This window comes from Caballeronia sp. LjRoot34, assembly GCF_964253815.1.
Taxonomy (GTDB): Bacteria; Pseudomonadota; Gammaproteobacteria; order Burkholderiales; family Burkholderiaceae; genus Caballeronia.
Map to the genome: position 1 here is coordinate 270,324 of NZ_CAXUSB020000002.1, position 23,477 is coordinate 293,800.

Annotated in this window: 20 protein-coding genes; 8 read left to right on the forward strand and 12 right to left on the reverse strand. The window is 60.2% G+C overall.

Going from position 1 to position 23,477, the window contains the following annotated elements:
- Window positions 1–22 precede the first annotated feature (22 nt).
- Both ACSQ36_RS20605 and ACSQ36_RS20610 read right to left on the reverse strand, forming a co-directional pair.
- The gene (locus ACSQ36_RS20605; RefSeq protein WP_213768169.1) at window positions 23–754 is read right to left on the reverse strand and encodes a GntR family transcriptional regulator; all 732 of its coding nucleotides are present in this window, start codon (window positions 752–754) and stop codon (window positions 23–25) included.
- Complete coding sequence (locus ACSQ36_RS20610) at window positions 751–1,737, reverse strand: polysaccharide deacetylase family protein (RefSeq protein WP_436183389.1); 987 nt, start codon at window positions 1,735–1,737, stop codon at window positions 751–753. Before ACSQ36_RS20610 ends, ACSQ36_RS20605 begins: the two co-directional genes overlap by 4 nt.
- Before the next feature lie 337 nt (window positions 1,738–2,074).
- Between ACSQ36_RS20610 and ACSQ36_RS20615 the strand changes: the two genes are divergently transcribed.
- The 4 genes from ACSQ36_RS20615 (at window position 2,075) to ACSQ36_RS20630 (ending at window position 6,422) form a co-directional block, all read left to right on the forward strand.
- Window positions 2,075–3,133 carry an ABC transporter ATP-binding protein gene (locus ACSQ36_RS20615; protein WP_436183390.1) on the forward strand — a complete coding sequence of 353 codons (1,059 nt, stop codon included), beginning with the start codon at window positions 2,075–2,077 and terminating at the stop codon, window positions 3,131–3,133.
- Between the two features lie 139 nt (window positions 3,134–3,272).
- The gene (locus tag ACSQ36_RS20620) at window positions 3,273–4,511 is read left to right on the forward strand and encodes an ABC transporter substrate-binding protein (protein ID WP_213768186.1); all 1,239 of its coding nucleotides are present in this window, start codon (window positions 3,273–3,275) and stop codon (window positions 4,509–4,511) included.
- An 83-nt stretch (window positions 4,512–4,594) separates the two neighbouring features.
- Complete coding sequence (locus tag ACSQ36_RS20625) at window positions 4,595–5,509, forward strand: ABC transporter permease (protein ID WP_213768187.1); 915 nt, start codon at window positions 4,595–4,597, stop codon at window positions 5,507–5,509.
- A 1-nt stretch (window position 5,510) separates the two neighbouring features.
- Window positions 5,511–6,422: an ABC transporter permease gene (locus ACSQ36_RS20630; RefSeq protein WP_436183391.1), complete on the forward strand. Its 912-nt coding sequence runs from the start codon at window positions 5,511–5,513 to the stop codon at window positions 6,420–6,422.
- Window positions 6,423–6,444: 22 nt separating this feature from the next.
- Here ACSQ36_RS20630 and ACSQ36_RS20635 read toward each other — a convergent pair whose 3' ends face one another.
- Window positions 6,445–7,683, reverse strand: coding sequence for a pyridoxal-phosphate-dependent aminotransferase family protein (locus tag ACSQ36_RS20635; RefSeq protein ID WP_436183392.1), 1,239 nt, complete (start codon window positions 7,681–7,683; stop codon window positions 6,445–6,447).
- Window positions 7,684–7,745: 62 nt separating this feature from the next.
- Window positions 7,746–8,054 carry a DUF2917 domain-containing protein gene (locus ACSQ36_RS20640; RefSeq protein WP_213768176.1) on the reverse strand — a complete coding sequence of 103 codons (309 nt, stop codon included), beginning with the start codon at window positions 8,052–8,054 and terminating at the stop codon, window positions 7,746–7,748.
- A gap of 149 nt (window positions 8,055–8,203) precedes the next feature.
- Here ACSQ36_RS20640 and ACSQ36_RS20645 point away from each other — a divergent pair, with 149 nt between their 5' ends.
- Window positions 8,204–9,604 (forward strand): PLP-dependent aminotransferase family protein, encoded by a 1,401-nt coding sequence (locus ACSQ36_RS20645; protein WP_436183393.1) that lies wholly within the window; start codon window positions 8,204–8,206, stop codon window positions 9,602–9,604.
- Window positions 9,605–10,754: 1,150 nt separating this feature from the next.
- Here the strand turns inward: ACSQ36_RS20645 and ACSQ36_RS20650 are convergent.
- From ACSQ36_RS20650 to ACSQ36_RS20670, 5 genes are all read right to left on the reverse strand, one after another.
- A complete protein-coding gene (locus ACSQ36_RS20650) occupies window positions 10,755–12,098 on the reverse strand; it encodes an ABC transporter ATP-binding protein (protein ID WP_213767954.1) in 1,344 nt (447 codons plus the stop codon).
- Between the two features lie 11 nt (window positions 12,099–12,109).
- Window positions 12,110–13,861, reverse strand: a complete 1,752-nt coding sequence (locus tag ACSQ36_RS20655) for an ABC transporter permease (protein ID WP_213767955.1) — start codon at window positions 13,859–13,861, stop codon at window positions 12,110–12,112.
- Between the two features lie 742 nt (window positions 13,862–14,603).
- Complete coding sequence (locus ACSQ36_RS20660; RefSeq protein WP_436183394.1) at window positions 14,604–15,575, reverse strand: ferritin-like domain-containing protein; 972 nt, start codon at window positions 15,573–15,575, stop codon at window positions 14,604–14,606.
- A gap of 390 nt (window positions 15,576–15,965) precedes the next feature.
- Window positions 15,966–17,216 (reverse strand): NRAMP family divalent metal transporter, encoded by a 1,251-nt coding sequence (locus tag ACSQ36_RS20665; RefSeq protein ID WP_436183395.1) that lies wholly within the window; start codon window positions 17,214–17,216, stop codon window positions 15,966–15,968.
- 121 nt (window positions 17,217–17,337) lie between these two features.
- Complete coding sequence (locus ACSQ36_RS20670; RefSeq protein WP_436183396.1) at window positions 17,338–18,174, reverse strand: alpha/beta fold hydrolase; 837 nt, start codon at window positions 18,172–18,174, stop codon at window positions 17,338–17,340.
- Window positions 18,175–18,329: 155 nt separating this feature from the next.
- On the opposite strand from ACSQ36_RS20670, the gene ACSQ36_RS20675 reads away from it, so the two are divergent.
- Window positions 18,330–18,650 carry a hypothetical protein gene (locus ACSQ36_RS20675; protein ID WP_436183397.1) on the forward strand — a complete coding sequence of 107 codons (321 nt, stop codon included), beginning with the start codon at window positions 18,330–18,332 and terminating at the stop codon, window positions 18,648–18,650.
- 85 nt (window positions 18,651–18,735) lie between these two features.
- Here ACSQ36_RS20675 and ACSQ36_RS20680 read toward each other — a convergent pair whose 3' ends face one another.
- Together ACSQ36_RS20680 and ACSQ36_RS20685 are read right to left on the reverse strand one after the other, a co-directional pair.
- Window positions 18,736–19,101, reverse strand: coding sequence for a hypothetical protein (locus tag ACSQ36_RS20680; RefSeq protein ID WP_213767959.1), 366 nt, complete (start codon window positions 19,099–19,101; stop codon window positions 18,736–18,738).
- Window positions 19,102–19,409: 308 nt separating this feature from the next.
- Window positions 19,410–20,000, reverse strand: a complete 591-nt coding sequence (locus tag ACSQ36_RS20685) for a hypothetical protein (protein ID WP_436183398.1) — start codon at window positions 19,998–20,000, stop codon at window positions 19,410–19,412.
- 1,166 nt (window positions 20,001–21,166) lie between these two features.
- On the opposite strand from ACSQ36_RS20685, the gene ACSQ36_RS20690 reads away from it, so the two are divergent.
- Together ACSQ36_RS20690 and ACSQ36_RS20695 are read left to right on the forward strand one after the other, a co-directional pair.
- A complete protein-coding gene (locus ACSQ36_RS20690; protein ID WP_436183399.1) occupies window positions 21,167–22,666 on the forward strand; it encodes an AarF/UbiB family protein in 1,500 nt (499 codons plus the stop codon).
- Window positions 22,667–22,778: 112 nt separating this feature from the next.
- Window positions 22,779–23,099: a hypothetical protein gene (locus ACSQ36_RS20695; RefSeq protein ID WP_436183400.1), complete on the forward strand. Its 321-nt coding sequence runs from the start codon at window positions 22,779–22,781 to the stop codon at window positions 23,097–23,099.
- 116 nt (window positions 23,100–23,215) lie between these two features.
- On the opposite strand, the gene ACSQ36_RS20700 is transcribed toward ACSQ36_RS20695, so the two are convergent.
- Window positions 23,216–23,470 carry a CsbD family protein gene (locus tag ACSQ36_RS20700; RefSeq protein ID WP_213767963.1) on the reverse strand — a complete coding sequence of 85 codons (255 nt, stop codon included), beginning with the start codon at window positions 23,468–23,470 and terminating at the stop codon, window positions 23,216–23,218.
- Window positions 23,471–23,477 lie beyond the last annotated feature (7 nt).

Genomic DNA, 23,477 nt, shown 5'->3' on the forward strand with positions numbered 1-23,477 from the left:
AGCTTAGGTTTGACGTTCGGATTCAACTCATGCCGAGCAGTTGCCCGAGGCTCTTCTCGCCCAGCATGCGCGAGGTCTCAATGCGCTCTTCCAGTTCGCGTAGATGCGCTTCCATGCGCGCAATGGCGCCGGCCGCATCGCGCGCTTCGATGCAGTCGACAATCGCCGCATGTTCCTCGTGCTCGCAGGGGGCGTGGCCCGGCGGCTCGTAGACGCCCACGATCAGCGAGCATCGCGACACCAGTTCCGTCAGGTAGCGTTGCAGGATCGAATTGCCGCCAAGCGCCGCGATACGCAAGTGGAAGTCGCTGGCTAGTCGCGCCCACGAAGGCTGGTCGAAGCGATGCATGGCTTCGTGCTCATCGGCTAGTTGACGGCGCAGTTCCTTGATGTCGCGTGCGGTCGCCCGTTGCACGGCGAGTTCTACCAGCACGCGCTCCATCGAGCGGCGCGCTTCAAAAATCTCGCGCGTTTCCTCGGGCGTCGGCTCGGCGATCACCGCGCCCTTGTTTGGCCGCAATGCAACGATGCCGTCGTACGCGAGCTTTTCCAACACGCGTCGCACGACCGCGCGACCGACGCCGAACAACTGGCACAACTCTGGCTCTGGAAGTTTGGTGCCGGGCGTCAGGCGATGGTTGAGCACACCGTCGAAGATGGCCTGGTAGAGGCGGGCGTCGGCGTCCTGCGCTGTATCGGGCACGGTTTTTTGGGGCGGCTTTGCAGCCACTTTCAATGCGGGTTTCGGAGTCATTTTTCTGCGGGAAGGAGGGTCTGTTTCTTCGTGCCGACGAGACCCATGCGTTCCATCTCGTCCATATGGCGAGCGATTGCGCCGGGTGTTGTCATCCACACGTCGCCGTTCGCGCGGGCGGCGGCAATGTGCTGCAATGCACGACGCAAATGGCGCAACCGGTAGGGCTGTCCGACGAGGTAGGGATGCAGCGCGACGCCCATCACGAGCGCCTGCGGATGGCGGCTGCGGTTCGCCTGTTCGAGCATCTCGTCGAACTGGTCGATGATCATGTCGGCGAAGTCGCGCGCGTCGAGATGACGGCCGACCATCATCGGCAAGTCGTTGAGTTCTTGCGGGTAGGGGATGGACCACAACGAACCGGCGCGGGTTGCCATGCGCACCGGGCGGTCGTCGTGGCACCAGTTGAGCGTGTAGCCGTAGCCGGTTTCCGCGAGCAGGTCGGGCGTGACGCGGGACTCGGAGATCCATGGCGAGAGCCAGCCCGAAGGCGGCGTGCCGGCATGCGCGGTGATGCGCTCGCGGCAGTGCAGCAACAACGCGTGTTCGCTGTTTTCGTCCAGGTCGCTCTGGCGGTGCGCATTCGTATGGCCGTGTGCGATCAGTTCGTCGCCGCGTGCGAGACAGGCGTCGATGACCTCCGGGCAATGGTCATACAGCGATGTATTGATCAGCGTGCCCGACGGCAGTTCAAGCTGATCGAAGAGTTCGATACAGCGCCATACGCCCACGCGGTTGCCATATTCGCGCCAGCTGTAATTGAGCACATCGGGCTGCGGCGAGACCGGGCCGAGGGCCGCGCCAAGTCCCTCACCGAACGCAAAATGTTCGATGTTAAAGCCGAGATAGACCGCGAGGCCAGTGTCGCCCGGCCAACGAAACGCGTCGGTATCGGTGATCGGCCGGTATGGAAAACGGCCATGCGTGGTGAGCGGACCGAACGCAGGATCGTGCGACGCGCAAGCGTGGCGGATAGTGTCCATGTACAAAAAGCCCTGAGTGACAAACGTGCTGACAACGTGCCGCGCGTGAACCTTTTTGGGGGATCGCGCCCCGTGGCGGACCCGCGGCGCACCGCGATTGTGCGAATTAGCGGGTTTGATCGCCGACAGTTCGATTTCGAATTGTGTGCAATTTACACGCCATATCGTCTACGTTCAATAGAGGTGATGGTTTGCAATAAAGTTATCAATATGCGGACAAAGTGGCATATGTCTTGCATTCGGGGTCTCGCAGAGATCTTGCCTCCGCCGCTGATTGCGCCTGATTGCCGCTCGCCGGCGCTCTTATTGAGGAAATGCCCTGCATGAGCTCGTACTTATGAGTCAGCCCACTTCAGCCGTGCTTAAGACCGAGCCCGCCGATATCGAACTGGTGCATGTATCGAAGCAATATGGCGATTCGCTCGCCGTCGATTCGATCGACTTGCGGATTCCCGGCGGCCAGTACTGCTGCCTGCTCGGGCCGTCGGGCTGCGGCAAGACGTCGACGTTGCGGATGATCGCCGGCCATGAGTCGATCAGCGACGGCGACATCCTCATCGGCCAGCGCAACGTGACGCGCGCGCAACCCGCCACGCGCGGCACCGCGATGGTCTTCCAGAGTTATGCGTTGTTCCCGCATCTGTCCGCGCTCGACAACGTCGCGTTCAGCCTGAAGATGCGCGGCGTAGCCAAGGATGTACGCCGCCGGCGGGCGGGTGAACTGCTGGAACTTGTCGCGATGAGCGCCTATGCCGAACGCAAGCCGTCGCAACTGTCGGGTGGCCAGCAGCAGCGTGTCGCACTCGCCCGCGCGCTGCTCAATGAGCCGCGCTGCCTGCTGCTCGACGAACCCTTGTCCGCACTCGACCCGTTCCTGCGCGTGCAGATGCGTGCCGAACTCAAGCGCTGGCAGAAGGAGCTGGGCATCACGTTCGTGCATGTAACGCACTCGCAGGAAGAGGCGCTGGCGCTTGCGGATATGGTTGTTGTGATGAGCCACGGGCGCATTGAGCAAAGCGGTTCGCCCTACGAAGTATTCAACCGGCCGCGCACCGAATTTGTCGCGCGTTTCCTCGGCGGACATAACGTGCTCGGCGCCAACGGCCGCGCGTTTACCGTACGCGCCGATCATCTGCGGATTGCACCGCATGGGTTCACGCCGGTCCAGTCGCCCACGAGCGAAACCGGCTTCAGCCGTATCGGCGGCATTCCTTGCACGGTCCGCGAAACCGAATATCAGGGTACCCACTTGCGCATGACGCTCGCACCGCTCGACGGTTCGCCCGACCTGGTTTCACTGCTCCCCGATAACGAATACGACCCGCAGCGCCTGGGACCCGATGCGCGTGTCGTGGTCTGGTGGAACGAGCAGGACGCCCATGCGTTGGCCGCATAAGAGACCGCTTTGCGTTGTACGTTGCAGCAAACGACAATTTCAACCAAGGGAGATGGCCATGACCGAGCGTTACGAACACCCGTCCGAACCGACCACGAGCGAGACACCTGCAAGTGCCGCCACGACGGAAACCAGGGGTATGTCGCGCCGCACCTTGCTCAAAGGCGCGGTAGCCGCGGCGGGAATTGCCGGGTTTCCGTACGTGCATGCGCAGGAAAAGATCACGCTTCGCTACCTTGGCACGGCGGTGAACCAGAGTTCGGACATCGCGAAAAAATTCCAGGAAGATACCGGCATCCAGATCCAGTACATCCCGGTGACCACCGACGACGTCGCCAAGCGGATCATCACGCAGCCGAATTCATTCGATATTGTCGACACCGAATACTTCTCGCTGAAGAAGCTGATCCCCGCCGGCACGCTGGCCGGCATGGACGTAAAAAAGATCAAGCTCGCCGACAAGATCACGCCGGTGCTTACCCGTGGCGAGGTCGACGGCAAGAAGATCGGCGACCAGGGTACGGCGCCGAAGAAGGTAATGTTCCTGACGGGTGCGCGCTCGACTGAGTTCTCCGCGACGCCCACCGAATGGATGACGCTGATTCCCACCACCTACAACGCCGATACGCTCGGCATCCGTCCCGACCTGATCAAGCGCCCGATCACTAGCTGGGCCGAGTTGCTTAACCCAGAATTCAAGGGACGTGCCGCACTCCTGAATATTCCCGCAATCGGCATTATGGATTCGGCCATGGCGATCGAGGCAATGGGTCATGTCAAGTACGGCGACAAGGGCAACATGACCAAGGCCGAGATCGACCAGACCATCAAGATCCTGATCGAGGCGAAGCGCGCGGGCCAGTTCCGCGCGTTCTGGAAGGACTTCAACGAGAGCGTGAACCTGATGGCGTCCGGCGAAGTCGTGATCCAGTCGATGTGGTCGCCCGCTGTTACGAAGGTCCGCACGATGGGCATTGCATGCAAGTTCCAGCCGCTGAAGGAAGGGTATCGCTCGTGGGCGTCGGGCTTCGGGCTGCCGCGCTCATTGCAGGGCCGCAAGCTCGACGCTGCCTATGAGTTCATCAACTGGTTCCAGGACGGCTGGGCCGGGGCATACCTCATGCGCCAGGGCTATTACGCGGGTGTGCTCGAGACCGCCAAGACCCATATGCAGCCGTATGAATGGGACTACTGGATCGAAGGCAAGCCGGCCGCGCAGGACATCAAGGCGCCCGACGGCCAGTTGCTCGAAAAGGTCGGCACGGTGCGCGACGGTGGTTCGTACAACCAGCGCATGGGGGCAATCGCGTGCTGGAACGCGGTGATGGACGAGAACATCTACATGGTCCAGAAGTGGAACGAGTTCATCGCGGCTTAGTGTGATTTAGCGCATGGCCGGCGTGCATGTCGCGTGCTTCATGCACGCCGGCCACCTCTGTTTATCCAATAGGTAAAACCGCGATGGCATCGATCGAGCTTCCCATCCAGCCGCTGGAGGCGACCGTCAAACACCGGCGTGCAGCCGCATGGCTCCAGGCGACGCCGCTCGCGTTGACCTTCGTCCTGTTCTTTCTCGTGCCGCTGGTTATCACGCTGATCGTGAGTTTCTGGGACTTCAACGAATACCAGATCATCCCCGCGTTCACGTTCAAGAACTATGCGGCGATCTTCGACGGCTGTTCTTCGATGACCGATGTCTGCGTGACCTTCAAGACCTACTGGTCGACGATAAAATTCTGCGCGATCGTCTGGGCGGTGACGCTCGTGATCGGTTTTACGATCGCCTACTTCCTGTCATTTCACGTTCGTTCATCAGGTATGCAGACGGTATTGTTCCTCGTTTGCACAATTCCGTTCTGGACCTCGAACGTGATCCGGATGATCTCGTGGATACCGCTGCTCGGCCGCAACGGGCTCGTGAACCAGGCGCTGCTTTCATCGCATATGATCGACAAGCCGCTCGAATGGCTGCTCTATTCGAACTTCTCGGTCGTGCTCGCCTTCGTGCATCTCTATACGTTCTTCATGATCGTGCCGATCTTCAACGCCATGATGCGCATCGACCGGTCGCTGCTCGAAGCCGCGCGCGACGCGGGCGCGAGCGGCTGGCAAGTGATCCGCGAAGTGGTGTTGCCGCTGTCGAAGACGGGGATTGTGATCGGCTCGATCTTCGTGATCACCATCGTCATGGGCGATTTCCTGACGGTCGGCGTGATGGGTGGGCAGCAGATTGCGTCGGTCGGAAAAATCATCCAGGTGCAGACCGGCTACCTGCAGTTTCCTGCCGCCGCGGCCAACGCGATCATCCTGCTGGCCGTCGTGCTGATGATTGTCTGGGCGCTGACGCGGGTAGTCGATATCCGCAAGGAGCTTTGACATGGCCGCGACTCGTCTGAATCTGAAACACCGCGAGCGGCGTCCCGCCAGTTTCTACTGGCTCGCGCTGGTGTTCGGGCTGTTCGTGCTGTTCCTCTACGGCCCGATCATTACTATCTTCATCCTGTCGTTCCAGGGACCGGAAGGCGGTCTCACGTTCCCCATGCGCGGTGTTTCGCTGCACTGGTTCGCAGTATTGCGTCAAGGCGTGGGCGACATCGACATCTGGGCCGCGTTCGGACGCTCGGTGCGTCTTGCCGCAGTCGTCACGGTGTTGACGGCGCTGTTCTCGGTCGCGGCAGGGCTCGCGTTTCGCAAGCGTTTTCGCGGCGACACCGCCGTGTTCTATGTGTCCGTCGCGAGCCTGATCATGCCGTCGATCATCGTGTCGCTGGGAATCGGGCTCACGTTCCGGCTGCTCGATAACGGCGTCAAGTATCTTGCCGGCGCGTGGGGCCATCAATCGTTCGTCGACAACTACACCACGTCGATGGGCCTTTATACCTCGGCGCTCGGCGCACATTTGACGTGGACGCTGCCCTTCGGATTACTCGTGATGTTTGCTGTTTTCAACCGCTTCAACCCGGCGTATGAAGAGGCGGCCCGCGACCTTGGCGCGTCGCCCTGGCAGAGCTTTCGCCATGTAGTGTTGCCGATCATCGGGCCGTCGGTGATTGGGGTCGGGATGTTCGGCTTCACGCTGTCGTGGGATGAGATCGCGCGCACGTCGCAGGCGATCGGCGACCAGAACACGCTGCCGCTGGAACTTCAGGGGCTGACGACTTCCGTCACCACGCCCGTGATCTACGCGCTCGGCACGATGACCACGATGCTGTCGCTGACAGTGATGGTGGTGGGGCTTCTGACGGTTCAGTGGCTGAGCCGCCGACGGTCGAGGGCGCTTGCAGGCTGACGGTCGAAAGCTCCGTTGCGGATCACGCCGCCGATAACGACCGTTCCAGCGCGGCCACGCCGGCGGGAAGATCCACTGGCACGCCGAGGTCGATCATCGTCCGGCCGAGTGCATGGATGGTCCTGAAGAGATGATGCTCGCGGCATTGCTCGCCCATCTGACCGATCCGTACGATCGGTGCGCCGAACGAACCTGCAATCTCGACATGATGATGGCGCGAGATATGGGCGCACACATCAGAACCGCTGACGCCTTGCGGCAACGCGATACCCACGACCGAATTTAGCCGGCTCGGCTTCGGAACATAGAGCTTCAGCGCCAACGCTTCAACGCCCGCTTGCAGCGCGTTCGAACATCGCAGATGGCGCGCGAACCGGCGCTCGAGCGTCTCGGCGCAAACCAGCCGCAGCGCCTCATGGAGCGCGAGCACGCCCGACACTGGCGCCGTGTAATGGTAGGACGCGTTGTGCCAGAAGTTCGTTGCCAGCGCCGCGTCGAGGCACCAATGCGTGGGTGGGACGGGACGCGACATGATGCGTTGCCAGGCCGCTTCAGAGAACGCGAGCAGCGAGACGCCCGGGATCGATGACAACCCTTTCTGGCCCCCGGTGATCACGGCGTCGATACCCCATGCGTCCATCGGCAGCGGCATGGTGCTCAGCGTGCAGACCGCGTCGACAATCACCAGCGCGCCGGCGGCGCGGGCGACCGAGGCGATCGATTCGAGGCTGCGATTCCAGACGGTGTTGGACGTCTCGCCATGTACGATCGTCACGATCTCCGGGCGAAACCGGTCGATAGCGTCCGCCGCTTGCTGCGTGTCCGCCGCGGTACCGTCGACCACGTTCAGCGTTTCCACTTCAGCGCCGGTTCGCCTCGCCATCTCCGCCATGCGTTCGCTGAAGAAGCCGTTGCAGATGCAGAGTACGCGCGAGCCTTTCCACGCGAGATTCGTGATCGCCATTTCCATGGCAGCCGATCCCGGTCCCGCCACGCCCATCACCCATTTCGATTCGGTCTGGAACACATACCGGGCCATCGTCTTGACCTGGCCGATAACCGCGGCCATGGTCGATCCAAGATGGTTGATCACGACGCCGTTGGCTTTCGCCACGGCGTCGGGGATGGGTACGGGGCCGGCGCCCATCATCAGCAGAGGTTCTTCGGGAAGAATTGAAGAGAGCGGCAGGACCGTCGGACACGCGATGCTGAACGTATCCGGCGTGCCGGAATCTGCGGAAAGGGGGTATCGGTCGTTCATCAGGTTTCGTTTAATAAAGGCGTTGTCGGATGGCTAAGCGGCGGGCCGCGGCCGCGATCCGTTCACATTGCCCGCGTCCTGCGCTGGCCGAAGCGGATCAGCAACCAGTAGAAAGCGAATCGCCGAGTGGGTGAGAATACCGGCGCCGAGGCCAAAACGAAACGGCTATTCGGCTCGGATGTGCTGATCCAGACCTTCGAACGCGGCGCAAGCTCAAGCGTTTCGCCTTCCCGCAGCCACCAGTCTTCCGACTCGCCTTCAATGGTCAGCCACACCGTACCCCGGCAAACCGTCAGGGTATGAGGCCGATCGATGAGCCAGCAGGCTGGCGCATCATGGGGTTCCTGCTCCAAGGTCCGGATTTCACGCATGTCCCTCTCCCAACACGGCCGCTCACAGAGAGACGGCCTCTTGACTGCATTATTTATTTAAACTCCAATCTTAGGAATGTACAGTCGCGAACAGTTGTGCCGTACTGTTCAGTGATTTTCCCTGCACACTTGAAGAGATCACGCACGCGATGAACCTCGTCATCGATCCGCATAATGGTGTTCCCATGACCGATCAGCTTGTGACCGGCATTTCGGGCCTGATTCGCTCGCGGCAGCTTTTGGCCGGCGTGAAGCTGCCGTCCATCCGGGCGCTCGCGGCTACCCAGCGGATCAGCCGCTTCCCGGTTATCGAGGCATATGACCGGCTTTCGTCACTGGGGTTGATTGTGCCGAAGCATGGTTCGGGCTTCTACGTGGCGAATCACGTGGGGGGCGAGAGCGGCGCGTCGGGCGGTTCGGACCCTCGTCTTGCCGAGGAAGAATCGCATCAGATTCTGCAGCAGTTCAACTATCCCGGCGAGACCTTGAAGCTGAGTAGCGGCTTCGTGCCCGAAGCGTGGCGAGACATCGAGGGCATTGCCCAGACTGTGCGTCAGGTCATGCGGATGGACCCGAGCTGCGTGATCGACTACGCCATGCCGCATGGCGATGCGAACCTGAGGCACCAGATCCAGATGCGTCTCTCGATAGTCGGCATTGAGGCGGACATCTCGAACGTCATTGTCACGAGCGGTGCGAGCCAGGCGCTCGATCTGATTGTCCGCTTCATGCTGAAGCCGGGCGATACCGTGTTCGTTGAAGACCCTGGCTACTACAACTTGTTCGGACTGCTCAAGCTGCAGGGCGTCAGGATTGTCGGCGTTCCACGTCTGGCGAGCGGGCCGGATGTTGATGTTGCCGAGCATTTGCTCAAGACCATCAAGCCGAAACTGTTCTTCATCAACACCGTGTTTCATAACCCGACCGCGACGAATGTCGCGCCGCAAGTCGCATTCAAGTTGCTGCAACTCGCGCAGCAGCACGACTTCATGATCGTGGAAGATGACATCTATGCAGACTTCCAGGCAACGCCGACTCAACGGCTTGCATCGCTGGATCAGCTCGATCATGTGATTTACGTGGGCGGGTTGTCGAAGACGTTGTCGTCGTCGTTGCGGATCGGTTATCTGGCGGCCAAGCGCGAGCTGATCAAGGATCTGGTCGATGTGAAGGTGCTCACCAGTCTGGGCGGTTCGCGCTTTAGCGAGTGCGTGGTGGCGGCGTTGCTTGAGCGCGGCACGTACCGCAAGTATCTCGAGCGTTTGCGGCGGCGCATTCACGACACACTGTCAACGGCTGTTCAGCGTCTTGAGGAGAACGGCTGGGAAGTTTTCGATGAACCCAGCGGTGGCAATTTTGTGTGGACGCGTGTGCCCGGAATAGAGGACTCGATGGTCCTGGTCGAGCACGCGTTGAAATTTGGTATCACGCTTGCGCCGGGGAGCTACTACCGTCCGAATGGTGAGGTGTCGGCGTGGGTGCGGATCAATACGGCTCATACCGACGATGCGCGTGCGATCCGGTTTTTTGAGTTTATGGGGGGAGGTTGATGTTCTCGCGCCGGTGGACGGGGGTTTTTAGGTTCTGGGGTTAGCGGTTCTGGTGCTATGGCGGGGGGTGATTTTGGGGTTCGTGGTCGGGGTCTATGCCGGGTTGGTGCTTTCGGTGTTAGTGGTCTGCGAGAGTCGGATTTTCTCTTTATCACTATTAGCCACTGTGCGTGGCGGCACGTCATTTCTTTGTCCAAAGCGACAAAGAAACGAAGCAAAGAAAACGCTTTCAACCACGCTACCCTAAGTGTCCACAGCGTGCAGTTTTGATTCATAGGTGCCCCAAAAGCACGGTGCTCGCCAGAGCCACGGATGTGTGAACCCCTCCTTCTCGCGAATCCTGACACGAACACGCTTCGCCCCGTACGCTCTCGGGCAAGCACAATTGCTAAGGAACCCACACGGCCTCACGCAGTCTTCACTGCGTCATGGCTTGGCAGGTTGGCGGCGTAGTTGGCGCGGTCGTCTTTGCAGGTTACGGTCGGACGCATATTTAAAGCTTCGTTCTTTTTGGATTGCTTGCGCGGCCTGCACCTTATTTTCGCCTACTATGGCCTCGCGCATTTCGATGGCCTCGTTTTTGTGCGGGTTAGTAATATGGTTCGAAGTGCGTACTAATCTGGTGGTTGGTTGTCCGCGGATAGCGCGGGGTGATTGGCGAAGCTGGCCACGGGGGCCCTCCAGCGCAAGCCACTCACCCAACCTACCAAGAAACGAAGCCTTAAATGCGGGTGGGCCGAGCGGGTTGCCGGGCGAATTGTGCTTGCCCGAGAGCGTACGGGGCGAAGCGTGTTCGTGTCAAGATTCGCGAGAAGGAGGGGTTCACACATCCTCCGCTCTGGCGAGCACCGTGCTTTTGGGGCACCTATGAATGAAAACTGCACGCTGTGGACACTTAGGGTAGCGTGGTTGAAAGCGTTTTCTTTGCTTCGTTTCTTTGTCGCTTTGGACAAAGAAATGACGTGCCGCCACGCACAGTGGCTAATAGTGATAAAGAGAAAATCCGACTCTCGCAGACCACTAGCACTGAAAGCACCAACCCGGCATAGACCCCGACCACTAACCCCAGAACCGACCACCCCGACCGCCATCCCCAACCCCACCAGCCCCCCAAACCCCGTCCACCGGCGCGAGCACCCGCCCCCCCCAATCACGTCTCCACGTCTTCCAGGCTGAACAGCTCGGTCTGGTCGTTGTACGAAAACACCTCGCCATAACGCCCCCAATTGATCACCGAATCTAGCGTATCTTCCGCGGCGCCATCGGTCAGGAAATCCTCCAGCTCCTGTTCAAAGCGCACCCGCGGAGCCCGATGTCCCGGTCGCTCGTTCAACACCTTCTTGATGCGCGCGGCCAGCGGCACGTGCTTCAACAAATGCTCGGCGAACATCATCTTGCGTTCATGAGTACCCAGGTCGGCGAACACATGAGCCGAAGGCGTCAGATAAATATCCCCTTCGCGCAGTTCGGCGAAACCCAGGTGCTGCAACATTTCCGCGATCGGGAACAGGTCATCAACTTCCAGGTGCAGCGAACGTGCGATCACCGGCATGTCCGCGCGCCCGTTATACGGCGCCGCCGCGAGCGTTTCAATCAGGCCGGCCAGCAGGTTGGTCGACACATGCGGTAACCGGCTGCCGAACTCAAGCGTCTGCTTGGTCGCCTCGCCGGATTGCCGCGCGGTCATCTTGGCGTAGATCTCGTCGACGAGGGATCTGAACGCCGTGTCCAGCCGATTGCGAGGATGCTTGAACGGCACCTGGATCTCGGCGATCACCCGGCCCGGATTCGACGACAACACCATGATCCGGTCGCACATGAACACCGCTTCTTCAATGTTGTGCGTCACGATCAGCACCGACTTGATCGGCATCTTGCCCTGCGTCCAGAGGTCAAGCAGATCGGTACGCAAGTTCTCGGCCGTCAGCACGTCGAGCGCGGAGAAGGGCTCATCCATCAGCAACAACGTCGGGTCGACGACCAACGCGCGCGCAAATCCCACCCGCTGACGCATCCCGCCCGACAGTTCACGAGGATACGCGTTCTCGAAACCGTCCAGCCCGATCAGATCGATTGCGGCAAGCGCTCTCGCACGTCGAGGCGCAGCGCCCACTCCCTGCGCCTCCAGCCCCGCTTCCACGTTCTGAAGCACTGTCAGCCACGGGAATAGCGCGAAGGTCTGGAATACCATCGCGACGCCGTCGGCGGGACCTTCGAGCGGCTTGCCTTTATAAGTGACGTCGCCGGTGGTCGGCTCGATCAAGCCCGCAATGATCCGCAATAGCGTTGACTTGCCCGAGCCCGAGCGCCCGAGCAAGCCGACGATTTCACCCTCGCGCAGGGAGAGATTGACGTCGTCGAGCACGAGCAGGTCGCCCTGGCTTTTCTTGAAACCCCGGGACACGCCCTTGACGCTCAGGATCTCTTGGGCCGCACGGGGAGCAGGGCTTGTCGGCGTAGCGGGGGAGGCCACGTTGAAGTCTGAATTTGGCATGGAATGGATCCTCAATCGACTCGAAGCCTGGCTTCGGCAAAGGTGAACATGGGGCGCCACAGCAGGCGGTTGAAAAGCGTGACGAACAACGACATGACGGCGATGCCCAGGATGATCTTCGGATAGTCGCCCGCGGCGGTGGTCTGCGCGATGTAAGCGCCGAGGCCATGCGCGGCCACCTTGGTGTCGCCCCACTGCACGAACTCGGCGACGATACTGGCGTTCCACGCACCGCCTGAAGCGGTGATCGCACCCGTCACGTAATACGGGAAGATGCCCGGCAGCATGGCCTGCCGCCACCATTGCCAGCCGCGAATCCGGAAGTTGGCCGCCACCTCGCGGTAATCGTTCGGGTAAGCCGTCGCGCCCGCGATCACGTTGAACAGGATGTACCACTGCGTACCGAGCACGATGAGCGGCGACAACCAGATATCGGGGTTCAGGTGAAAGCGGACAATCACGATCACGAAGATGGGAAACAACAGGTTCGCCGGAAACGCCGCCAGGAATTGTGCGAGCGGTTGCACTTTCTCGGCGAGCGCGGGACGCAATCCGATCATCACGCCAAGCGGGACCCAGATCACCGACGATATCGCGATGAGGATCGCCACACGTAGCAGCGTAATCAGGCCGAGGACCAGCACGTGGCCGACTTCATCGAGATCCACGCCGGTGCGCACGTAGCTGACCACGCGCCAGACCACATAAAGCGTGACCGCGATAACCACGACGCTCCAGATGATGTCGCCGAAGCGCGACGGCGCCCGGCGCTTCGTCACACGCAAATTCGCGCGATCGAACGAGGGCATGCGCAGCGGGACGCGGGCGGCGGTGGCGAAGACCCAGCCGGCCGGCACGAGCAAGCGGTGAATCAGATGTGTGCGTCGAACCAGGCCAAGCACCCACGACTCCGGGGCGACACCGGAACTGGTTGTTTCCATGCGGAACTTGTCGGCCCAGGCAACGAGCGGACGAAACAGCAGCTGGTCGTAGCCCAGGATCACGACGGTCATCGTGAGGATGACCCAGCCTACCGCGCCCATGTCCTTTTCGGTGATCGCCTGCGCGAGGTACGCACCTATGCCCGGCAGCGTAATCGTATTGTTGCCGACCGTGATGGCCTCAGAGGCAACCACGAAGAACCAGCCGCCGGACATCGACATCATCATGTTCCAGATGAGACCTGGCATCGAGAAGGGAACTTCCAGTTTCCAGAATCGTTGCCATGCGGTCAGGTGGAAGCTGCGAGCGACTTCCTCCAGATCTCGCGGCGTCGTGCGCAACGACTGGTAGAAACTGAACGTCATGTTCCACGCCTGGCTCGTGAAGATCGCGAAGATCGCCGCGCATTCGGCACCCGCCACGCGCGTTGGAAACAGCGCGATGAAGAACGTGACCGTGAACGAGATATAGCCCAGGACCGGAACCGACTGAAGGATGTCCAGGATCGGAACCAGCACTTTTTCCGCCCGGCGGCTCTTGGCCGCGAGGGTGCCGTAGATAAGCGTGAAGACCAGCGAAGCGATCATGGCGGCGAGCATACGCAAGGTCGTGCGCAGCGCGTATTCAGGCAGGTTCGATGGCGCGAGCGAGATCGCCTGGGCCTTAAGCGTGGCGATAGGCGCCATGGTCTGATGGAAGCCGATAGCCGCCATCGCAATCAGGCAGATGATCAGGGGGAAGGCGACGAAGTCCCATCGATTAGGCAAGAGCCGCCAGGCAGACGCGTTAGCCGTGCGGTTCAGGTTGAATCCGAAGTCCATATATTCTCCGAACAGCGATGCTTGAAACATGACGACGTGCTCTTCGAACTTCGAGCCTTGAATGCCGCCATGCATTGATTCACCAATGCATACGCATACGTAAATAAGAAGGCATTGGCATGCGACCAGGCCACGATAAAAACGTGAACTGTAAGCTTCGATCGTTAAGAAATGCGGCTAAGCGACAGCGTGCGCGCGACTTGTCCGGACATGATTTGTCCGGGTAATTTCGACCGTTCTTTCTGGACGGCCCGACACTACTACAAACCGTGTTTCAGGCACAACCTCGGAGGCGTAACTTGTCCATTTTTGCCGGGCGGGCTGCGGTTAAAACGATCGTCTGTCAAGGATCACGCGCATGTGAGCGCCGCAACGGAGTGCGTGGAGTCGGGTCAGCGTCTGCTTAATGCGTGTGTGCATGAGGGTGCTTGTCGGCTGTTTGAAGGCTGAGGCGCAACGGGAGTATTTCGTTTCCCTTACGGATACCTGGAGAATGGGATGAATGCGGTTTTGCCGGCTTGGCGGTGATATCAGCGTTCACGCTGCCGTAGTGCGATGGCAAGGGTCGTCTTGGTTTTACTCAGTGCATGGTTTGGTTCGTGCCGTGTCGATTTAAGAAATTTAGTTATGCTTTATTATTCGGAGCCTTCATTTCAATCGTCAAGGCATATAAAAACGCGCTGATTTCCACCACTTGTGGTGGAAATCAGCGCGGTGAAGCCGGGGATGTTCCTGCCTACGGTCAGGCGCTCATGTGCAGATCGCCATTGACACCCGCCGGGAAGAATCCGCCCTGCGTGACCGCCGCATTCGTCAGATAGACGATGTTCAGGACATTCGGGTAATTGCGGCTGAACGCGAGGCCGTTGGAATCGAGCGGTACGATGTTCGAGCTGCCTGCCGTTGCTCCGGAAATGCCTTGGTCATCGTTGCCCACGTTGTCGAGCGCGTCGCGTGCAGCGGAGATTGCATTAGCCGACGCGATGAGGCCGAGCGCCGGGTTAGCAATACCTTTTGAATAAAGCACCGTGCGCACAAGACCGGCGTGATACGCCTCCGCTGCCAGAATGCCGGCGGCTGCTTCCAGATAGGTCTTGTTCGTGATCAGCGGCGCGGCGCCTTTATAGGCCGTTACGCCGACGTCTTCAAAAATGAAGGCGGCGAGCAGGAAGGTCTCGTCGTTCAGATAAGGGTCGAAGGCCGTGCCCGCGGGAACCAGCCCGGCCGCTTGCGCCGCTTTGGAGAACGCCCCGTTCGGACTTTGATAGCCGACGTCGAGGGCCGGCATGGCGACCGCCGACGCACCGAGCGCCGTGCGCAGGAACGTGACATGTTCGAGTTCGTCTTTGGCGATCTCGTTTGCATACGCCTGGACCACCGGGTCGGAGAAGGTCACTGCATGGCCCGGGATGACCGTTCCAGGCGTGCCCGCACCGCTCACCAGGCTCGCTGGCAGGCCCGCGCCGGTAGTCGCGTACGCATAGAAGGTTGCTTCGAGATATTCGAGGTTCAGTGCGAAGTTGAGTATTTCCGGATCGGTCGGGCCGCTACTTTGCGCCGATGCACCCGAGGAGCCGCCGCCACATGCGCCAAGGATCGTGCCGCCGATAAGTCCAAGCCCGACGCCCCCTGCGCTTCTAAAGAACTGTCTGCGTCTTGCCAGCTTGTCGGCGCGCTGCACGAGCACATCCATGACCTTTGAATCTTCTGACATGATATCTCCTTGAACCGTTCTGTGAACTAACCAATACGGCGACTGCGTCCGATGAAAGCCCGAGACGGAAAGAGCAGCGGACAGCAGACGACGAGGCGCCAGGCGAGCTGCCTGTGTCAAACGTGAATCACGAACGCGTGACGAAGCACGACGCGGAGCAGCAGAGCTGATCCGGCGCCTCTCATGTCACGTACGGGTGGATACGCACGCTGACCGCGAGACGGATGCGTGCGCGATCAAAAATATTTCGAGTGATTACCCGGCGAACGACGATGAATTTTTTCAGATGATCGTTTTGACGGAACGCAAAGATGTGTCCGGCATTCAATACCGACGTCCATGCCAAAGAGGTATGTGGCACTGCAAGCAGTACGGGATTGACGCGGATGCCTATTGCGAGAAAAAGCTCAGGCCAGCGCCGAGTACGCCGGCCGCGGACACCAGCGTGGCAATGCCGCATACAAGCCATAGGTAAACGCCGCGAGGCCGGTGCTGAGGTGGCAGCGCGGTCACGCTGAGCGCGATCAGCAAACCCACTACCAGCGGCAACATCAGCGCGTTGACCACCTGGGCGGCCACGTTCAGCGAAATGAGGTTGGGCGCAAGCCACACGACGGTCGCGCTGCCAACGACCGAGGCCACATACACCCCATAGAACCAGGGCGCACTCCCGGGCCGGTCTTCAAGTGAGCGCTTGTATCCCGCCACCTCGCCCAGCCCCCACGCGAGCGACAGCGAGCAGACAATGGCCGCCACCATCGATGCCCCGAGGACACCCGCGCCAAACAGAAAACGTCCGACGTGCGGTCCCACTGCTGTCGCGAGGACATCGCTGATTTCTCCCACGCTTTGAAAAGCGTGTCGCTGACCGTCTCTCGACAGCGTTGCCGCGACCGCGACCAGTACCGCTGCTGTGAGCAACTGCGTGAGAACCGCACCGGCGGCAGTTTCGATTCGGGCCGCGGAATAGTCCTGGGCGCCCAGCTTTTTATCGGCCACTGCGGCCTGCTGATAGAAGATCATCCAGGGATTGAAGGTCGCGCCAATCAATGCAGCCGCGAGATAACCGTAATGATGATCGGAGAGCGGAAGCTGGGTCATCTGGCGAAACATGCCGGGGATGTCCGGGTGGGCGTGCCAGGCGACCGCAAAGAAGGACAGTTCGAAAGCGCCAATGACGATGGCGAACTTGTCCACGCGTTTATGCGAGCCGGTGAACACAATGCCCACCAGGAACGCGGCGGCGAGCGGCAACGTGACGGACCGCGAGACGCCGACCATCTCTCCTATGCCGGCGACCCCGGTGAACTCGGTCACCAGCGAGCCGAGCACGGCGATGCCTAACCCGACGGCCGAGACCCATGCCCAACCAGGACCGAAGTTCGCGCGAACCAGCTCTCCATGACCCATCCCGGTAAAGATACCCAGCCGCACGGTGAGTTCCTGGACCATGTAAAGCAGGGGGATGAGTGCCAGCAAGACCAGTAGTAGCTGAGGGCCCCATTGCGCGCCGCTCTGCGCCGCTGTCACCACATTACCGGCGTCGCAGTCGGCGAGCATGACGAGCAGGCCGGGTCCCCACAGGGTGAGCCAACGCAGACTGGGTGAAACCTTCGGTTTGAGCAGCGAGGAACCAGTCATGCGTTTTGAAAGGAAACGAAGCGTGTAGAGGGTGACCGATTGTATCGAGATTTCGGTTTTCCCAAGCCGGCACATCGTGTCCTTCACGTGTTCTTCGGCGGTCCTGGTTCGTGCCGGAGCTTCAGCTACTCCTGATACTTTTGACGAAGGCCGCGATCGCGGCATCGAGCATGGCGGGGCACTGACGGTGTGGAGAATGTCCGCAAGCCGGGAGCTTGGCGAGCTGTGCCTGCGGCACATGCGACCCGATGGCGTCGATCTGCGCCATGGTTGCGTACTCGTCGTCGTGTCCTTGTACGGCGAGCAGAGGGCACCGGATGGAAGACAGCCGGTCCGTGATGTTCCAGTGCCTGAATTCGGGATTCAGCCAGATATCGTTCCATCCGTAGAAAGCTGAATCGACATCGGCGTGATAACGCGACAGCCTGGCGCGCAAATCGCCTTGCGTGTACAGGGCGGTTGCCTCCGAGATCGCCTTGACCGACACATCTTCAACGAATACATGCGGCGCAATCGCAATCACGCCACCTGGCGCGTCAGGGAAAGCCGCCGCATAAAGCAACGCGATAGAACCGCCGTCGCTATGACCGATGACCCACATCCGGGTGCGTTCGGCGCTGTCTATGCCGAGGACGTCGAGCAATGCGGGCAGGACGTCATGAGCCTGCCGTTGCATGAAATCGACCGGCCATTTAACGTCCGGTGCGCGTGGGGTCGAGCCGCCATAACCCGGTCGCGAATAGACGAGGCCACGCAACCCCAGTTGTTCGCATAGCTTCTGCGGCCAGTCCTTCCACATGGAAATGGAGCCGAGCCCTTCGTGCAAGAAGACGGCGACAGGAGCACCGGGCTGGCCGGCATTCAACCATTGATACTCGAGACGAAGCGATTCCCGGTCGCCCGTTGCGGGCAGATCGGCCAGGCGGATTGCAGGGATGTGCTGATCTAATCGGTCCATGACTCGCAGCCAGGCAATGGAGAGGGCGGAGAGGGGCATTCAGGCATCAAGGGCCGGCTCGCGTGATTTAAACCTCTGGATTTTATCAGTCGCGGTTTTCGGCAGGTCTTCGGCGACCAGGATCTCGCAGCGCCGCAGTACTGGCCGTATCGGCGATGTCGGTCCCCTGCGCTTACGCGCAGAGCAGCGTTACGCTGGTCGGCATTATCGACGCTGGTATCACGTACTTCAGCAATTTGAATGGGCACGGGACCTTCGTGGCGAACGACGGCTCGATCCAGTCGAATCGCTGGGGTGGTCAGGCAGCGAAGATCCTGGCGGCGGTATCGGGCGGCGCGGCGGCTGTGTCTCTCGGCGGTGCCCCGGCACCCGTATTTTCCAACGGGCTATATGTCGGATCGGGAGATTCGTCGACGGCAATCCAGATCGGCATGCGCACGAGGCCTGAAGCCGATGCAATAAAGCTCGCGCATTGAAGCCGGCGCAGCAAAGCGCTTCAAGGAAGGGGCTTTCGTCAAATCGATGATTCTCGATCAACGAAGGCCCTTGGATTTTTCCGGGTCAGTCGGCCGGCCGTCTGTCGGCGAGCGCGCGCTTGCATTCATCGAGGACGCGCAACACCAGCTCCGATTGATAATTGAGGTCGTCGCTGTCCAGAATCTCTTCCACGGCATCGCGGGCCCAGTCGGCATCCACGAGTTCCGAGTGGCGCTGGGCGAGGTCGGCTGCAATGGCTGACAGCTTCGCGATGGCGAGCCATTCAGCCTGGCGCTTATGCCTGTCCAGCCACTTGTGAGCCGCTTGTACGTGAAAAGCCGCAGTGGGCCAGGAGCCGTTCAGATAATAAGCGCCGAGGCTTCCGCAGGTAAGCCAGCAGAGCAATTCCACGCGGTCGGTCGGGCTGAGATTGTGGCGTACATCGTTCATGGCGGAGCTCACGAAGATGATTGACGTGTGCCGGACGTTCTGATTCCGGCATGAAAACGATAGCACGCTACGGTGCAATGCGGAATCCTCCATTTCCGCCGGGCGTTCGCCGGCGAACAGGCGCGGCAGCGAGCTTGCTCCCGGCCGAGGGGGCGCCGAGCCATCTCAGCCGGCTTTTGCGTGGCGGTGCCGGGAAAGGTGCTTGAGCGGGGCGCCTTCGTCGACGCATGGAGGATCGTGTCTCCACTCCCCCGGTCATACGCCTGTTCTTGCCGATGTAACGTCCGCAAGCAACGCCGGGCGACGCTTCAGGATGCCATCGCCGCAGTCATTTCTCCATAGGACGACTGCAGCCGGTCGATCTTTTCCCGCAGGTCGTCGAGCCGGTACGTGGCTTTGTTGGCCAGTTCCCGTACGCTTTCCAATAGATGCTCGCACAAGGCGGAATGCCGGGCCGCCATTGAATCGAACATCAGTGCCTCCACGCCTTCTGATTGACCCGCTGCCGTCGTGACGTGGACCGGAAGCGCCACTCTCTGGGCCGTCCTCATACGTTCGGTCACGGCGGCGAATTTCTCGACGGGACCGATGGCCGTGAGAAGGGAGGCATCGACTTCATCGAGCGCCGCTTTCAGGTCGAGCGCGTTCTCTTCTATCGAGAGGGTTAGTCCTTCCACCTTTTGCGGCGTCATATAACCTCGCCTGGCGAGGGTTTCACTTGCATTGACAATCGCGGCTGTAATTGCCGATACCGCCACTCGCTCCGTCTCAACACGGCTTTTGAGGTCGGTGCATTCCGCAATGACCTCATGGAAGGCATTAAGGTGTGTTTCGATCACTGGAGTAGTTAGCATAGTGATAATCAAAAGTGGACAAAAAATGACAAAAAACTGTTTCATGCGCCAAGGTAAGCATGCAACGTGCCAATCACGACAGTGAGATTTATCGAGAGCCGTTGCTAGATTCGACGCTATCGCGCAGAGGCAGGCAGGAGAAGGAAACAATGCGTCTGAATAGATACCATTTCGGACGATCCGATAATTTCGGTCAATTTTGCTTATTCGGGAGCCTGTAGCTTCCATCGAAACGAGAAAATTTCCGGTCCGATTGGCAGTAACGTTTACTGCGTCGAAATAGATTTTTTATGCGTTGCAGTTTATAAACTGCCTGCGCTCACGGCCGGATACGGGATTTGATAATCCTCAAGCCGGGTTCGAGAAAAGAAACCGATATCTGGATTTTGAAAGTGCGTAAATTATTCACAGATGCCATGAAGGTTCTTCAAAATGGAAACAATTAAAACGTTTGCATGTTTTCGACAGGTATTTCGTCTAATGACCAGAAGAATCAAACCGGCAAGTTATCCCAGACCGTCGCGCATTTTGACCCATCTCGAGAAATGGTGCAGGGATCGCTATGGATTGGCCGGCACCTGCTACGCCGGCGGGGATATGCATTCGCGGTTGAAAAAGGCCGCACGAAGCGGTCTTCACGGATTTTAACGCGCGGCGGTATATGTCGTGATTTAAGCCCGATCGGTATATTAGTACACATATTGTGAAACGCGGCGCAATCCATGGCATGGGTCGTCCTCTCGTGTAATGAGGCCTGTGTGAAAAACTGTTGATTAAAAATAGAAATTTGAAACAATACCGTGAATTGATAATGTGCCCGGAAGCCGTGTTTAAAACGTTTAGATAATCAACGTGTTCTGTTTAGCGTCACAATTACGTTATCCGTGATGAATGGCCGCTTGAGCCGCATGCTGGAGAATTAGTTTTTGGACCGCGCTGGCTTGCAAGCAGCTCGTCGATGAATGCAGCAGATCGCCCAGCCTGCGTTCGACGCGCCAGCCCGTTCTGTTCTATCTTGTGTGACGTTGTTCAAGCCGCCGGTAGCCTGAGCGTTATCCATGAGAGATCTCCAAACGCTTGCGCGACCAACGTGAATTGCGCAAGGATTATTCTCTTGAGGTCTAACTCGTGCGGGCGCCCCTGCCTTCCACTCTATCGACCTCACCCAAGGAGCGAAAAATCAGCTATTCGAGCATGTGCCGGGTGAACCCATGACGCAGCGCGTGCGCGCAATCTGGCGCCTCGCGACGCTGTTCGTGCGGGAAAGCCGCGCAAAGTCCGCCGCCGATGCCCCTATCCATCGCGTCTTGCGCTCGTTTGCCGCCGGCGTGCGTAGCCGTGGCGCCACCAGTCTGGCCCAGCGGGTGCCGGTGCTGCAGAACCTGTCCGGTGTGCTGACCATGGCGTCGGGCCTGCTGGCGCAACATCCGGGGTTGGCCGAGACGGCGGTGCGCGTCGCGCTCGCCGAACTGGATACTCTCAAGGCGCCGCTGAAAGACGCGCCGCTGCGCCGGGCTCTGGAGTCTGCGTTGCCGCCCGGACGGGCTGCCGCATTGATCGATGTGGACGCCGAGCCTGAACGCTGTGGAATAGCGCAGCAGACGCATCGTGCGCTGATCATGCTGGATGCGCCCCCTCGCATCAACACGAGCGCACCGCCGGTGGCCGTACGCGTCACGTTGATCCGTATCGATACACGCGCTGAACTGGTGCAAGACCTGGATGTGGCGAACTCGGCGGCGCGTTTGGCCGGGCGTTTTTCACGTGAGGTTCGGGAGCAGAACGTGGGCGCGCTGATCGCACGCCTGACGGAGTCGGTGACCGGGATGCTCGATTTGCGCCAGCGCGCGGCCGATCAAAGCTTTCTCCGCTACCGGTTGCGTGAGGTGAACAACGACTCGCGCGTCGTCGTGCCCGAAGTACTCTGGGATTTTTGCAGCGACACGGCGCTCGTCACGCGCGCCGTGCGCAGCGTGCCGCTTTCGGACGCCGATGCGCTGCGCACCCACGGCCTGGACCCGGCCCAATTGATTGCCACGTGGATCGAGGTTTTTTTCGAGACGGCGCTCAGCGAGGGCGTGTTCCATGCCGGTCTGGAAGCGGCGGGTGCCGCGGTCAGCATCGAACCGGAAACCTTTGGGGCGCTCGTGCTTGACGGAGATTCGCCCCTCACGTTTTTCGCCGCGCACGAGCGCAGTTTCCTCGTTGCCGGGTCGAACGCGTTGTTGCACGGCGATCACAAGGCGGCTGCGCGTGAACACATGCGGCATGGCCGGCCCGACGAACACGAGACGCAGCATGCGGTGCGTGTGGAAGCGACGTATCGGCGGGAGGCGGAGCGTTTTGCCGGCGATGCCCATCGGCATCGGACAGCCGCCGATCTTTTCACCGCGCTGGGCAAAGGACCGCTGGAACACGCCTTTGGCGACGCCCATACGGGCATCGCGTCCCGGGCGGCGTTGCTTGCGCGCTCGGCGCAGAGCATCGAGGAAATGGCGCGGCGGATTGCTCCGGATATCGACGTATGGCCGATCGCGCGCAAAGTGATCATGCGTCTGGCGCTGGATCAGTTCAGTTCGCACGGCCTCGTCGCGCAACTGGCGAAGGAAGCCGTGCACTGGCCGCACGCGTTGCCGCGCGTGCCGAATCTGCTGGCGGATTGGGTGACGCGACAAAACCGCCGCAATGCGGATTCGCGTTCCGAGCGGTAGCTGTGCTTTGATATTCCGGTCGCTCGGAGCGGATAAAAAGCTGGAGAAGCATCACAAGGAACGTCTGTTGCTCGACTGATGGGACCTCAAACCATCAGGATAGGAGCACACAATGACCACGACACAACCGACCACTACGCAACGCGACCTCGATAACAGCAAACCGCTTGAGGACTCCGGCACTGGTGGTGACACACACCAGGCAACGAGGCCATCGAGCGCGAAAGCAGAGCCCGGCGAGCCTGATGGCCGCAATCTCACGCAGGACCCAAAGCAGACTGCCGAAGTCCCGCTCGGCAGCGGCAACACACCCGAAGCGAGTGGCCGCGGTGGGTTCGGATCGCACAGTTCAGAGCCGGAAGGGGTTTCGAAACAGACGTCGGTCGATCCCATGCCCGCGACCAATGACAAGGACGACAAGCCGCCGAAATAACGGAACCGCGCCCGATCCCTGGAGCTGGTCTGAAAATGAGCCGGTCAGGACACAAAAAAACCGGCCGCACTTTTCAGCACGGCCAGCCGTTTTTCACCCAACCTATGGCGCCCAACTTACCGTTGCCGTGCCCAGATCGCGCCGAGCACGAATCCGATTGCACCTGCTACGAGCACGCCATTGATCGGCTTTGCGATGACCGCCTCACGGACTTGGTCGATGGTTTCGCCGTAGTTAAGCTGAATCTTGCCGAGCACCTGGCGCGCTTTGCCTTCAGCCTGCGTCGCCGTGTCGCCGGTCAAACCGCCGACCGCATCCTGCACCTTGCCCACGACGGTTTGCGCCGCGCCTTCTACCTGATCCTGCACCATGGTGCCT